We start from the raw sequence: 14,413 nt of genomic DNA on the forward strand, positions 1-14,413 counted from the left end.
AAATCAGAAGCTTGCAATAATACAAGATGAAAAAACAAATATATTTATTATTTCTACTGCTTTCCACAGCTGTTTTTGCACAACAAAAACAAGTGGTTACAAGTATAGATACACTTAAAAATAAAATTGGTGCCGAATTTAAACTGTCGATAAAAACAACTGTTGATGCATCGTCGAAAGTTATTTTTCCAAATTTAAAAAACGTTGGTGCTTTAGAGGTAATTCGATCCTATCCTGTTGATACCGCTAAGATAGACGGACGGTATGAATTAATCAAAAAATACGGATTGACTCAATTTGATTCGGGTCGCTATGTTGTTCCAAGTATTAAAATCTTCATCAATAGTAAGCCGTTTATGACGGATTCGCTTTTGGTTGAAGTTGCTAATGTTCAAGTGGATACTTTAAAACAAAAAATGTTTGACATTAAGGATGTTGCTCCCGCTGAAAACCCTATTGGCAACTGGTGGAAATATCTTTTGGTTATTGCGTTAATCATTGGAATTGGCGCTTTTATTTATTGGTTCCTTAAAAAACGTCAAGAGAAAAAATTACAAGAAGCTATTTTAAAAACTCCAATTGAGAAAGCGACCACTTTGCTAGATACGTTGGAGAAAAAAGAATTGTGGCAAAAAGGAGAAGTCAAAGCCTATTATAGTGAATTGACAGATATTGCTAGAAATTATATCGAAGAAGCAATCGAAATTCCAGCAATGGAAAGCACAACATCTGAGTTGATTCAAGGGCTTAGAGCAGCTTCTGTCAAAAAGAAAATGACCCTTTCGCAGGAAATTATCGAAAATCTAGAACGTGTGTTGAAACAAGCGGATTTAGTAAAGTTTGCAAAGTCTAAACCATTGGATTTTGAAATCACTGAGGATAGAAATAAAATTCAAAAAGTAATTTTAACATTAGATAATTCGATTCCAGTAGAAGTGGAAGCCGAGGCAGATATGTTGCTTAATGAAGCACAAAGACAAAAGCAAATCCAAATTCAATTGCAAAAACAGCGTAAAAAACGAATTGTTACTGCAGTGGCTTCTGTTGCATTATTGCTTTTTGCGGTTACTACTTTTTTAATTATTACCAAAGGGTTTGATTATGTAAAAGATAATGTGCTTGGACATCCTACTAAAGAATTGTTGGAGGGCGAATGGATAAAAAGTCAATACGGAAATCCAGGTGTCCTGATCGAAACTCCAAAAGTGCTTAAAAGAGTAGACTTGACTAAAACGCTGCCTAAAGATGGTATGGCGCTAATTAAGGAAATGCAATCTTTTGCTTATGGAAGTGTTTTAGATCAATTTTATTTAATGGTTTCTACTTTGAAATTTAAACAAGAAACAGAAATTGATTTGACTAAATCGATGGATGGTGTTTTGCAATCTTTAGAGGTACAAGGTGCTCAAAACATGATTGTGAAACAGGAGGAATTTGAAACTAAAGAGGGTGTGAAAGGAGTTCATGCATATGGAACTTTTTCACAAATGAATGCTTTGACAAAATCGAGTGCAAAATTATATTATGAAGTCTTACTGTTTAGTCAAGAAGGCGGATTGCAACAAATTTTACTTTTGCATGAGGAAGGCGATACGTACGGTAATGAAATATCAGAACGAGTTTTGAACTCTGTCGAATTAAAACAAGCAACTAAATAATGGATAAAATAACTTTTTTAAACCCAGGATTTTTTTGGTTATTTCTGCTGATTCCAATTGCAGTTTTTTGGTTGTTTTGGAAAAAAAACCAACAATCAGCAACTTTAAAAATGAGTTCATTACAAGGTTTTAAGGGTGCTGACTCCACTTTAACAAAGTTAAAACCGCTTTTAGATGTATTACGAATAGTAGCTTTGTGTTGTTTAATTATTGCATTGGCAAGACCAAGAACAGTAGATATTAGCAATAAAACTAAAACAACAAAAGGAATTGATATTGTTATGGCAATAGACGTTTCTGGAAGTATGCTTGCCAAAGATTTGAAACCAAACCGATTAGAAGCGCTTAAAAAAGTTGCGGCTGACTTTGTTGAAGAGCGACCAAATGATAGAATTGGATTAGTGATTTATGCTTCGGAAGCCTATACTAAAACACCGGTAACAAGTGACAAGCCAATTATTCTTGAAGCTATCAAAACCATAAAATACGATAATGTTTTACAAGATGGAACTGGAATAGGAATGGGATTAGCAACTGCTGTAAACCGATTGAAAGATAGTAAAGCTAAAAGTAAAGTTATTATTCTGTTGACAGACGGTGTAAATAATGCCGGATTTATTGAGCCAGAAACAGCCGCTGATATTGCGAAACAATACGGAATTAAAGTGTATACTGTAGGAATTGGAACTAACGGAATGGCCATGTCTCCTTATGCTATAGCGCCTAATGGACAATTTTTATTTCAAAACATGAAAGTAGAAATTGACGAACAATTAATGAAAAATATTGCCGCTAAAACCGATGGGAAATACTTTAGAGCAACCAGTAATACTAAGTTAGCAGAAATTTATGCTTCTATCAATAAACTAGAAACCACTGAAATCGAAGAGTTGAAATTCTATGATTACGATGAAAAATATAGGGTGTTTGTATGGTTTGCTGGGTTTTTATTATTAGCAGAAATTGGATTAAGGAAAACTGTTTTCAGAAGTTTTATATAGTATCCCCACCGCGACCCTCGTCGAAGGGAAGGGAAATCGGAACTAACAATAAGGATTTGTAGAGATTCTTTTAAAGTAGAATATTAGAATTGAAATCATAAGTTTAGAATTAAGGTCGGGAGTAAAATCTATAATCTTAATTCAAAAATCTAAAATTATAAATGGAATTAGACGAAAAAAAATATTTGTATCTCCTTTTTATACTATCGCTTATAGTGTTAGTTTTTCTTGCAAATTTATATTGGAAGAGAAAAAAACAACGTGAGTTTGGAGATTTAGAGATGGTGAAGAAATTGAGTCCAGAAAGCTCCGTTTTTAAACCTGTTTTGAAATTAGTAGTGTTACTTCTTGCTTTTCTAGGGCTGATTATTGCCTTGGTAAACCCAAAGATTGGTACTAAAATGGAAACCGTAAAGCGAGAAGGAATCGACATTGTTTTTGCAATGGATGTGTCCAAAAGTATGCTTGCTGAAGATGTTGCGCCTAATAGATTGGATAAGAGTAAACAAATTGTTTCGCAGATTATCAATCAATTAGGAAGCGATAGAATAGGAATTGTAGCTTACGCAGGAAGTGCCTTCCCAGTTTTGCCGATTACAAGTGATTATGGAGTAGCCAAAATGTTTTTGCAAAGTATGAATACTGAAATGGTTTCCTCGCAAGGAACATCTTTGGATGAAGCAATACGATTAGCAATAACCTATTTTGATGAAAAAAGTAAAACTAGCAAATTATTAGTTTTAATTTCTGATGGTGAAGATCATTCTGAAGATGCACAAGCAGCAGCTGATGAAGCGAGTAAAGCAGGATTGAAAATTATCACAATAAGTCTTGGAACCGAAAAAGGAGCTACAATCCCTTTAAAGAGGAATGGAGTAGTGGAGAGTTTTCAAAAAGACAACAACAATCAGGTTGTCATCACTAAAATGAATAAAGAGAGTTTAGAAGCTATTGCAAAAGCGACTAAAGGCGGTTACGTAAACGGAAATAATACTAAAAATGTACTGGAATACATCAAAGCTACTTTAGATAATATTCAAAAAACTGAATTTGAATCTACAGAAATGGCTGATTTTCAATCGCAATTTCAGTGGTTTTTAGGCTTTGCATTTTTGCTCTTATTTGCAGATGTCTTTTTATTGGAAAGAAAAACAAAATGGGTTAAAAAGTTGGATTTATTTAACGAGAATAAATAATTATTTCTAAAAGATGTCAATTTTCTTTTAGGCATAAAGACACAATAAATGAAAAGATTTAAAATTATAATAATGACTTTTTTTATGTTCGCCTTTTCAGCAATGGCTGGACTTTATGCGCAACAGAAGGATAGAGTTTTACCCAAAGCAAACGAGGAATATGCCGAAAGTAAATTTGCAGATGCGGAAGCGAATTATAGGATTTCGGATTCTAAATTTCCTAATAAAGCAACGGCTCCTTACAATCTTGGGAATAGTATTTATAAGCAGAAACAATCTTCAGAAGCTAAGTTTGCCTATGCAAAAGCTTTAAAAAATTCAAAATCTAGGGAAGACAAGCACCGCGCCTTCCATAATCTAGGTAATGTTTTCATGAATGAGAAAGATTATACGCAAGCAGTGGAGGCATACAAGAACGCTTTAAGAAACGGTCCTACAGATGAACAAACTCGTTATAATTATGCTTTGGCCAAAAAAATGTTGAAGGACAATCCTCCAAAGGATGATAAGAAAAAAGACGACAAGAAGGATAAAGATAAGAAAGACGATAAAAAGGACGGCGAAAAAGACAAAAAAGACCAAGATAAGGACAAAGATAAAAAAGATGATAAAGGGGATCAGGATAAAAAGAAAAATGATCCGAAACAAGATGATAAAGGAGAGCCGAAGCCACAACCAGGTGGGATTTCAAAAGAACGTTTAGAGAATCTTTTAGATGCTGTAAATAAAGAAGAAAAGAAAGTTCAAGATAAAGTGAACGCTCAAAAAGTTAAAGGAAAACCCGTTAAAACAGAAAAGGATTGGTAATGCAATCTCATACTTTGAAAATGAAAAAATATTTAGCAGTAATTGTCTTATTATTATGCACCTCACTTAGCGCACAAGTTCAGTTTGAGGCGCGAGTAAGTAAAACTACACTTGCTTTAAATGAAAGATTGCGTATTGACTTTATGATGAATGTTGATGGTGATAACTTTGTTCAGCCTTCTTTTGAGGGATTCCGAATCATTGCTGGACCAAGTCAACAAGTGAGTCAGTCATGGGTAAATGGAAGAAGTTCTTTCGAAAAAGCCTATTCTTATTTTCTTATGCCAAATCAAAAAGGGACTTTAGTAATTAAGTCGGCAGCTATTGAATATAATGGACAAATCTACAGAACTGCTCCAATAAAAATCAATGTTACCGCAGCTCAAGAACAGCCAAGAGATCCTAATGATCAGCAAATAACTACAGATGAGAATTTATATCTTGTTGCTGAAGTCTCTAAAGATAATGTGTATGTTAATGAGCCTACTACGGTGGTTTATAAACTCTATTTTGCTAATATCGGAATCTCTAATTTAGGAGAAGCAAGCAAGCCGAAATACAATGATTTTTGGAGTCAAAACATAGAAATTAAACAACTTGTAGCAGAAGAAGGTTTGTTTAAAGGACAAAATTACCGTTATATAGTGCTTAAAAAAGTAGTACTGTATCCGCAGAAATCAGGAAAACTTAAAATTGAACCACTCTCGTTGACTGTAGATGTGGAATTACCTACCAATCGTAGGGACATGTTTGGACGTATGTTGCTTACTCAAACTAGCAAAAGAGTTTCGGCAGGTAGTAAAACCATAACTGTCAAACCACTTCCCGAAGCTGGTAAACCAGATAATTTTAGCGGCGCTGTAGGAAACTTTGATTTTAAAGTAACCCCTTCTAAAAACAACTTAAAAAATGGTGAAAGTCTAGATTTAGTAGTGAGTGTAACTGGAAAAGGAAACCTAAAATTATTTAGTTTGCCAAAGCCAGAAGTGCCTAATGCGTTAGAAATGTACGATGCTGTTCATAGCGAAGACATTAGCACACCGCTTTCTGGTATGGCAGGAAAAGCATCAGATAGTTACACAATTGTTCCACAGTATAAAGGGAATTATCCGGTAAAACCAATGCAATTTTCGTATTTTGATTTGGGATCAGGAACTTATAAAACAATCACTTCTCCTGAGATAATGATTAATGTTTTAGAAGGTGCTACGCCTATAGATACAACAGCTAATGAAAATAAAAATAAAATTGCTGATATAGAGCATTTCAAAACGATTAAACTAAAAACGGAACTTACTGACATTGATAAAAATGATTTCTTTGGATCTAATTTATTTCTTGGATTACTCTTTGCGCCATTTTTGTTATTGCCTTTAATCGTCTTATTCAAAAGCAAAAAAGAAGCTAGAGCTGGTGACATTTCTGGAAATAGAATACGTATGAACAATAGATTGGCTAAGAAATATTTATCAGAAGCTAAGAAACAAATCAAAAACAAAGAGCTTTTTTATATTGCTCTTGAGAAAGCCATGCACAATTTCTTGAAAGCGAAGCTGCATATTGAGACTTCAGAAATGACTAAAGATAATATTCAAGAGCTGCTGTTGTCTAGATATGCCAATCAAGAAACTGTAAATGAGTTTATTGCGTTGACTGAAAACTGTGAAGTTGCCCGTTATGCTCCTTCGTCAAGCGTAACGATACAACAGGATTTTGATAAAGCTGTATTTATAATCTCTGAATTAGAAAAACAGATTGCATAACAGATCTGTTAAGAATATTTTTAAGTAAATAAACTTTGCGCCTTTGTGCCTTTACGGTAAAACATAAATATGAAAAACATACTATACATATTCTTACTTTCAACCCAAATTTTCTTCGCCCAAACAGGCTTCGAGAAAGGGAACGCATTCTATGAAAAAGGAAATTACAAGGAAGCTGTGACTGCCTATGAAAGCGTTTTGAATGACAATAGACATTCTGCGGAACTGTATTTTAACTTAGGAAACGCTTATTACAAGCTGAATAAAGTAGCGCCATCAATTTATTATTATGAGAAAGCATTAGTACTAAATCCAAAGGACAAGGAAAGTATAAATAATTTAAAGTTTGCTAATAAAAGAACCATTGATGAGATTAAAGTAATTCCTAAAGTGGGCTTTGCTAAGATGCTTCGGGATTTCACGGGGATTTATCATTACAACATTTGGGGATGGGCAACTATAGGTTTAGCCACATTATTTTTATTGTTTTTTGTTGCTTATTATTTTTCCCAAATAACAGTCTGGAAACGAGTTTTCTTCATTGGAATGTTTCTGTCAATTTTAATTATGCTAGTAACTGTTTCATCTGCTATTTTTGAAAAAAGATTTTTTGACACAGAAAAGCCTGCAATAGTTTTTGCTGAAATGACTAACATGAAAAGCGAGCCTAGAGATGGCGGTAAGCCTCTTTTTCTGCTACATGAAGGGACAAAAGTATATGTTGAAGGAATTATAATTATAGGGAAATGGAAAAAAATACAACTTACAGACGGAACTGAAGGTTGGATAGAGAGTAGTGCGATTAAAGAAGTGAAATAAATAATAAATATTTTTCAAGGCTTCCAGCCTTTGAAAGGCTGGAAGCTTTAATTAATTTCCCTAAGCTTTCTTCTTTATCTCCTCATATCCTTTTTTAATCGAAGGGAAAATATACCCAGCTATTTTTTGGATTGGATTAAAAAATATAGATTTATCCAGCGTTTCCTGTTTGGCTAAATAATTATTGTAATTTATTTTTTCGAAAAGAGAAAAAACAATACTCACTATTAAGACTGTTTTTAATACTCTAAAAAAGCCGCCACCAAGCTTATTTAACCATCCTAAAAAAGCAAAATTAGCGATTCCGGTCAGGAATTTCCCTAAAAGGTGTGTCGCAATAACCACTACAATAAAAGTAAGTATAAAAGCAACAATCTGAATAGAATTAGGATTCCATTTTACAAAACCCATTAAAAGTTCTTTCACAAAAGAAGAAAATTTCACTGCAAAATAGATCCCAAGAACTAATGAAATTAACGAAGCGAGTTCAACAAAAAGGCCGTTAACGACTCCTTTATAAAAAGCAAAAACCAATAATGCACAAACAATAATATCTAGAAAACTCATTGTAATTTTATAATAATTAGAGATCGCAAATATAAAAGAATAGTTCTATATCAATTGCCAATTTTCAACTTCTTATATTTGCAAAAATAATAGGATTATCAGCTTTAGTTAATACTCTTTTTAAGACAAATCATAAAACTAAAATCGTTTTTCTACAATAAAAAATAAACATGTCAAGAGACACACAACTTAAAGAACGCTGGGAACAGCTTGTAAACATACTTTCTAATCAATTTTCACAAGGAGAAGACCTAGATTTAGACGCTATCATTTATCTAATTGGAGTACAAGAACTTGGGAAAGTTCATAGGGAATACAAAAAAGACGAGAAATTAAACCTGATGCACATCGCTATTTGTAGGTTGTTAGAACCTTATGGTTTCTATGAATTTGAATTTTTCGATGAGGAAGGCTGGCCACATTATAAAGTAAAAGAGGAATTGCCACCACTAAAAGCTGGAGAACAATCTGTTTTGATGAAAGAAGCAATTGTTAATTATTTTCTGGAAAGAGAAGTTATACAATAGTTTAGTGTTCATAATAAAGACTTAGCCTGAAGTTGGTGGTAAGTTTACCGATAAAACGCATAAAAACAGAATTTAGAACAAAAATATGATTGCATTATACATCAGTTGGGATTTTAATCCAGAAATAATTAATACTTTAGGATTTCCACTAAAATACTATGGACTTTTATTTGTTAGTGGTTTGCTCTTATCTATGTGGATTCTTAAAGGAATTTTTAAAGCCGAAAACTTAAAAGATAGCGCTCACGAAGCATTATTTATTTATGGAATACTTGGAATTTTTATTGGAGCAAGATTAGGACATTGCTTATTTTATGACTTTGAATATTATTCAAAAAATTTATTAGAAATTATTTTGCCCATTAAAAAAACTTTAAATGGAGAATATAAATTCATCGGTTATGCAGGTTTAGCAAGTCATGGAGGAACAATTGGTTTGATAATTTCACTTTATCTATATTCAAAAAAATATAAAATAAAATATCTCAAAATACTTGATTTAATTGCAATAGTTGCACCACTTGGAGCTACATTTATAAGACTTGCAAACTTGATGAACTCTGAAATGATTGGCAATCCTACAAATATGCCTTGGGCTTTTGTATTTAAACAAGTTGATAATATACCAAGACATCCAGCTCAACTTTATGAAGCAATTTCATATTTTATAATTTTTCTAATCATATTCAATACATATAAAACCAAAAACATAAAATTAGGAAATGGTTTTTATTTTGGTTTAGCAATAACTTTAATTTTTATAATGAGAATTTTAATTGAGTTTGTAAAAATAAATCAAGTAGAATTTGAAGAAGGAATGAAATTAAATATGGGACAAATATTGAGTATTCCATTTATAATAATTGGAATATATTTTATTGCAAAAAATTTAAAGCCTAAAGAAACTGAATAAAAAAACCAGCCGCCAAAAGCTTTGCATGATTGGGGTTTCAGGCTTAATTTAAACATGGTTTTGTACTTGGTAAATTCGTGTATAATGGAAAATTATCGATTCTTTATTCCCCAACCACGCAAACCGCCAAGACATAATGTATGTAGATTGTATTGAAACTAAACTAAGCAAAAAAGCAATCTCACAATTTAGAACGGAAACTTTAAACTTTACACGGTAAACTTGAAACAAATTACTTATTTTTGCACTCTCAATTATGGAATGAAAATGATAGATAAGATAAAAGAATATATTGGTGAAGCACAAGCTTTCTCAACGCAGAACACAACCGAATTAGAAGCTTTTCGTATTAAATTCTTAGGAAGTAAAGGACTTTTAAAAGAGCTTTTTGCTGAATTTAAGAATGTTCCTAACGACCAGAAAAAAGAATTTGGACAAGTGATTAATTTGCTAAAAACTTCTGCTGAAGATAAAGTAAAAGCCATACAAGAATCTTTAGAAAGTAAAGAAGAAAGTAAAGGATTTTATGGTGATTTAACTCGTTCTGCTGAACCAGCAATTATCGGTTCTCGTCACCCAATTTCATTGGTAAAAAACCAAATCGTAGATATCTTTTCTAACATAGGTTTCAATGTTTCTGAAGGACCAGAAATTGAAGACGATTGGCATAATTTTACTGCTTTAAACTTGCCAGAATACCATCCGGCACGTGATATGCAGGATACTTTTTTTATACAAACAAATCCAGATATTTTGCTACGTACCCACACTTCATCGGTGCAAGTACGTTACATGGAAAACAATAAACCGCCTATTAGAACGATTTCTCCAGGAAGAGTTTTCCGTAATGAAGCCGTTTCTTCGCGTTCGCATTGTATTTTCCATCAAGTTGAAGGATTGTACATCGATAAAGACGTTTCTTTTGCTGACTTAAAGCAAACACTTTTATATTTTACTAAGGAAATGTTCGGGAAATCAAAAATCCGTTTACGTCCTTCGTATTTTCCATTTACAGAACCTAGCGCTGAGGTTGATATTTATTGGGGTCTGAAAACAGAAACTGATTATAGAATTACTAAAGGTACAGGTTGGTTAGAAATCATGGGTTGCGGAATGGTTGACCCTAATGTGCTAAAAAACTGCGGAATCAATCCTGACGAATACAACGGTTTTGCCTTTGGAATGGGAATCGAAAGAATCGCAATGTTGTTATATCAAATTGGTGATATTCGTATGTTTTACGAAAATGACGTTCGTTTCTTAGAGCAATTTAAATCTTCAATTTAGTCAAAATTTATACTGCCAAAAGTCGAATGAAATATCCCTTTTTTAGAATTTTTCATTCGGCTTTAATATTTATCAACTTTAGACGTAACGACTAACTTATGAAAAAAGACATCATTATCCCCGAGGTAGAAAATGTTTTCCTTGCTGTAGTTCAAGAATGGAGTGATGACTTCATGGAAAAAGTGTGGTATGCCTATTTGGTAAATGACAGTGATTTTCTCATAGAAAGTGTAATGGTCGTTTCTAAAGCTTTTGGAACTATTGATGGTGAAATGAAGAAAACATCGCTCTTACGTCACGCTTTTGTTGAAGTTCCTGCTGTTACTGTAGTGAAAATTGAAATGATGGAAAAAAGTGTTTTGGTGCTCAATAATGAGTTCATGCTTACCTTTTTTATGGACAATAAATTGTACGATAAAAAATTCATTTTCAAGGCTAATTCGATCAATGAGACAGATGTGGAAGAAGTGCCTATATTATTCGTTGATGGGGTTATTGTGAGATAAATTACATTTGTAAAAAATACAAACCGCAGATTCGCAGATTTAAAAACATAATCTGTGAATCTGCGGTTTTTTTTATTTCCTTTTGAAATGAATTTTTTTAATCTAACTGATCTGTCAGTTTCTTAAAAATAGCTTTAGCGTCCTTTCCTTCGTATAGAATAGAGTACACAGCATCAATAATAGGTGTTTTAGCTCCGTAAGCTTGATTTAGTTTATATGCACTATTTGTGGCGTAATAACCTTCTGCAATCATGCTCATTTCCATCATCGCTGATTTAACGGTGTACCCTTTACCAATCATGTTTCCAAACATTCTATTTCGAGAGAAAATAGAATATCCTGTTACCAATAAATCACCTAAATAAGCGGAATCATTGATGTTTCGTTTCATTTTATGAACTTTTTTGATAAATTTCTTCATCTCCCGAATTCCATTGCTCATCAAAACCGACTGGAAGTTATCTCCATATCCTAAACCGTGAGCTATTCCTGCGGCAATAGCGTAAATATTTTTAAGCATTGCGGCATATTCTGTCCCTATAATATCATCAGTAATTTTAGTCTTGATGTAATTTCCTGATAAATTATCGGCTACCACTTTAGCTTTGTCGGGATCCCCGCAAGCTATAGTTAAATAAGAAAGACGTTCTAAAGCTACTTCTTCAGCGTGGCAAGGACCTGTAATTACCCCTATATTGTAATAAGGTATGTCGTATTTCACATGAAAATGCTCGCCAACAATCAAACTTGTTTCAGGAACAATTCCTTTTATCGCTGAAAAAATAATTTTGTCTTCTAATGAAACAGTCAAGTTTTCTAATTCAGCTCCCAAAAAAGCGGATGGAATAGCAAATATGATATAATCAGCATAAGCTACAGCCTCATTAATGTCATTAGTTAATTTTAGTTTATTAGTATCAAATTCAACTGAACTTAAATAATTTGGATTGTGTTTGTACATTCTAAGATGTTCTATTGCAGTCTCATTACGCATGTACCAAGAAATTTCTGAAAGGTTTACGCAAAGCATTTTTGCAATTGCTGTTGCCCAACTACCACCACCTATTACTGCAAATTTTTTATTCCCGTCCATTTTTTTATTGTATTTAATCAAAAGTACTTAAAAAAGTATTAATTAAACAAATTAAATTAAAACGGCTAACCTAGAATTCATAAGGCTTTGAGTGAAGTTTTCACAAAATTTTATTTAAATTACACTTATTTTAAGTTTATCAGGCAATATTATTAGTGCTAATTCGTTATCTTTATATATTGTTTTATATTTTAACATAAAAATCTGTTTTGAATTAGTTAGTTAGTATATTTTGAATTTTAAAAGGCGTCTCCCATAGATTATGGAAGACGCCTTTTTATTTGCGGACTTACTCGCTATTTGTTGTAATGACTAATAACTCATCTCTACAATTGATTTTACTTTTTCTAGAGTTATATTTTGTTTTTCACCTAATCCTAACCATTCTCTTTCTTTGAAACGATTCACGATGAAATCAGCAGTGTTATCATACTCTTTTGTATAATCTGATAATTTGGTGTCCATTCCCATTGCGTGGAAGAATTCTACTGTTTTATCAATCGCTTGTCTAGCAATTTCATCTTCAGTTCCAGTTAAGTTAAAAATACGTTTTCCGTATTGTGCTAATTTCCCCTTTTTAGTTTCAAACATTACTCTGTATAAGTTTGGACCTACTACAGCAAGTGTTCTTGCATGGTCAATTCCATATAAAGCGGTTAGTTCATGTCCTATCATGTGTGTTGCCCAATCTTGAGGCACTCCTTTTTGTATCAATCCATTCAAAGCCATGGTACAGCTCCACATAAAATTAGAAGCAAGCGCATAGTCTTTAGGATTTTCTACTACTTTTGGTCCAATTTCAATCAAGGTTTGTAGAATTCCTTCTGCAATTCGATCCTGAAGAAATCCTTCATGAATGTACGTTAGATATTGCTCTAAAACATGTGTGTAAGCATCTACAATTCCGTTTTGTAATTGTCTTTTTGGTAAAGATTCGATTACCGTTGGATCACAAATTGAAAATTTCGGGAATAATGCAGAGCCACCAAATGCTAGTTTTTCTTTAGTTGACTCGATCGTTACTACTGATCCAGAGTTCATCTCACTTCCGGTTGCTGGCAAAGTCAAAATAGTACCAAACGGAATTACAGCAGATAAATCTTTAATAAGTAATCTTTTTTGTAAAATATCTATTGGATTTCCGTCAAATTTGGCTGCAGCCGAAATGAATTTAGTTCCGTCAATTACAGATCCTCCGCCTACGGCAAGAATAAAATCAATATTTTGTTCCTTAACAATAGCTACTGCTTTCATTAAAGTTTCAAAATGTGGATTTGCTTCTATTCCGCCAAATTCTACGATTTCAAAACCTTTAAGATTAGCAATAACTTGAGCGTGGATTCCATTTTTAAAAATGCTCCCACCACCATAAGTGATTAATATTTTCGCTCCTTGTGGTACTAAAGTTGCTAGTTTTTCAATTTGTCCTTTTCCAAAAACTAAATTGGTAGGATTATATAATTCAAAGTTTAACATTGTATTATTTTTTTAAATTCAGTTGATTTAATAATTTTTGAGCTACTAATGTTGATGATGCTGGATTTTGTCCAGTTATTAGTAAACCATCTTCAACGGCGTAAGGCTGCCAATCTCCTACTTTTGAATAAGTTGCTCCATTGGATTGTAACACATCTTCTAATAAAAAGGGAACCACTTTAGTCAATCCTACAGCTTCTTCTTCACTATTAGAAAAACCCGTTACTTTTTTGCCTTTTACTAAATATTCCCCATTTACTTTTACATTTTTAAGCGCACCTGGAGAGTGACAAACAAATGCTACTGGTTTTTTATTGGTGTAAAAAGCTTCAATCAAGGCTATTGAGGTTTTATCTTCAGCTAAATCCCAAAGTGGTCCATGACCTCCTGGATAAAAAACAGCATCATAATCTTCCTGATTTACATCAGTTAATTTTTTAGTGTTTTTTAATTTAGCAAGAACTTCAGTGTCTTTATCTAATCTTTTAGTGTCAGCTGTTGCTGCAGATGGATCTTCGCTTTTTGGATCAATTGGTGGTTGGCCTCCAAGTGGAGTTGCAATATCAATTTGTACTCCTTTATCTGCTAATTCATAATAAGGGGCAGCAAATTCTTCTGTCCAAAACCCCGTTTTTTCTCCTGTGTTTCCTAGTTTATCGTGACTAGTAAGAACAAATAGTACTTTTTTCATGACTTTTTTATTTTGTTTCTGTGCAGTTGCAGTTAAGCAACTAACGGTTAAAGCTACAATAGTAAATAATGCGATTTTTTTCATATTTTATTTTGTTGGAACAAATTTA

14 protein-coding genes are annotated in these 14,413 nt (G+C 32.8%); 10 read left to right on the plus strand and 4 right to left on the minus strand.

Annotated features, from left to right (window positions below; all coding sequences use genetic code 11):
* The first annotated feature begins 26 nt into the window (after positions 1-26).
* The 6 genes from LNP27_RS04495 (at position 27) to LNP27_RS04520 (ending at position 7,244) form a co-directional block, all read left to right on the plus strand.
* The gene (locus LNP27_RS04495) at positions 27-1,658 is read left to right on the plus strand and encodes a hypothetical protein (RefSeq protein ID WP_229943338.1); all 1,632 of its coding nucleotides are present in this window, start codon (positions 27-29) and stop codon (positions 1,656-1,658) included.
* Positions 1,658-2,659: a vWA domain-containing protein gene (locus LNP27_RS04500; RefSeq protein WP_229943339.1), complete on the plus strand. Its 1,002-nt coding sequence runs from the start codon at positions 1,658-1,660 to the stop codon at positions 2,657-2,659. The genes LNP27_RS04495 and LNP27_RS04500 overlap by 1 nt, the downstream gene beginning before the upstream one ends.
* 161 nt (positions 2,660-2,820) lie before the next feature.
* Positions 2,821-3,855: a VWA domain-containing protein gene (locus tag LNP27_RS04505; protein WP_229943340.1), complete on the plus strand. Its 1,035-nt coding sequence runs from the start codon at positions 2,821-2,823 to the stop codon at positions 3,853-3,855.
* Positions 3,856-3,903: 48 nt separating this feature from the next.
* On the plus strand, positions 3,904-4,662 hold the full coding sequence (locus tag LNP27_RS04510; RefSeq protein WP_428979010.1) for a tetratricopeptide repeat protein: 759 nt from the start codon (positions 3,904-3,906) through the stop codon (positions 4,660-4,662).
* 20 nt (positions 4,663-4,682) lie between these two features.
* The gene (locus LNP27_RS04515) at positions 4,683-6,425 is read left to right on the plus strand and encodes a BatD family protein (RefSeq protein ID WP_229943341.1); all 1,743 of its coding nucleotides are present in this window, start codon (positions 4,683-4,685) and stop codon (positions 6,423-6,425) included.
* A 69-nt stretch (positions 6,426-6,494) separates the two neighbouring features.
* Entirely contained in the window at positions 6,495-7,244 is a 750-nt protein-coding gene (locus LNP27_RS04520; RefSeq protein WP_229943342.1) for a tetratricopeptide repeat protein, read from the plus strand.
* A gap of 60 nt (positions 7,245-7,304) precedes the next feature.
* Here the strand turns inward: LNP27_RS04520 and LNP27_RS04525 are convergent, their stop codons facing one another.
* A complete protein-coding gene (locus tag LNP27_RS04525) occupies positions 7,305-7,811 on the minus strand; it encodes a CvpA family protein (protein WP_229943343.1) in 507 nt (168 codons plus the stop codon).
* Between the two features lie 170 nt (positions 7,812-7,981).
* Here LNP27_RS04525 and LNP27_RS04530 point away from each other — a divergent pair, with 170 nt between their 5' ends.
* The 4 genes from LNP27_RS04530 (at position 7,982) to LNP27_RS04545 (ending at position 11,044) form a co-directional block, all read left to right on the plus strand.
* Positions 7,982-8,338 (plus strand): hypothetical protein, encoded by a 357-nt coding sequence (locus tag LNP27_RS04530; RefSeq protein ID WP_229943344.1) that lies wholly within the window; start codon positions 7,982-7,984, stop codon positions 8,336-8,338.
* An 85-nt stretch (positions 8,339-8,423) separates the two neighbouring features.
* Entirely contained in the window at positions 8,424-9,251 is an 828-nt protein-coding gene (lgt, locus tag LNP27_RS04535) for a prolipoprotein diacylglyceryl transferase (RefSeq protein ID WP_229943345.1), read from the plus strand.
* 267 nt (positions 9,252-9,518) lie between these two features.
* Positions 9,519-10,538 (plus strand): phenylalanine--tRNA ligase subunit alpha, encoded by a 1,020-nt coding sequence (gene pheS / locus LNP27_RS04540; protein WP_229943346.1) that lies wholly within the window; start codon positions 9,519-9,521, stop codon positions 10,536-10,538.
* A gap of 98 nt (positions 10,539-10,636) precedes the next feature.
* Positions 10,637-11,044 (plus strand): hypothetical protein, encoded by a 408-nt coding sequence (locus LNP27_RS04545; protein ID WP_229943347.1) that lies wholly within the window; start codon positions 10,637-10,639, stop codon positions 11,042-11,044.
* A 97-nt stretch (positions 11,045-11,141) separates the two neighbouring features.
* On the opposite strand, the gene LNP27_RS04550 is transcribed toward LNP27_RS04545, so the two are convergent.
* The 3 genes from LNP27_RS04550 to LNP27_RS04560 all read right to left on the minus strand — a co-directional run bounded on the left by LNP27_RS04550 (position 11,142) and on the right by LNP27_RS04560 (position 14,388).
* Entirely contained in the window at positions 11,142-12,137 is a 996-nt protein-coding gene (locus tag LNP27_RS04550; protein ID WP_229943348.1) for an NAD(P)H-dependent glycerol-3-phosphate dehydrogenase, read from the minus strand.
* A gap of 312 nt (positions 12,138-12,449) precedes the next feature.
* A complete protein-coding gene (locus LNP27_RS04555) occupies positions 12,450-13,613 on the minus strand; it encodes an iron-containing alcohol dehydrogenase (protein WP_229943349.1) in 1,164 nt (387 codons plus the stop codon).
* 4 nt (positions 13,614-13,617) lie between these two features.
* Positions 13,618-14,388, minus strand: a complete 771-nt coding sequence (locus LNP27_RS04560; RefSeq protein WP_229943350.1) for a type 1 glutamine amidotransferase domain-containing protein — start codon at positions 14,386-14,388, stop codon at positions 13,618-13,620.
* Between the last annotated feature and the right edge of the window lie 25 nt (positions 14,389-14,413).

It is taken from the genome of Flavobacterium galactosidilyticum (assembly GCF_020911945.1).
In the GTDB taxonomy this organism is placed as follows: domain Bacteria; phylum Bacteroidota; class Bacteroidia; order Flavobacteriales; family Flavobacteriaceae; genus Flavobacterium; species Flavobacterium galactosidilyticum.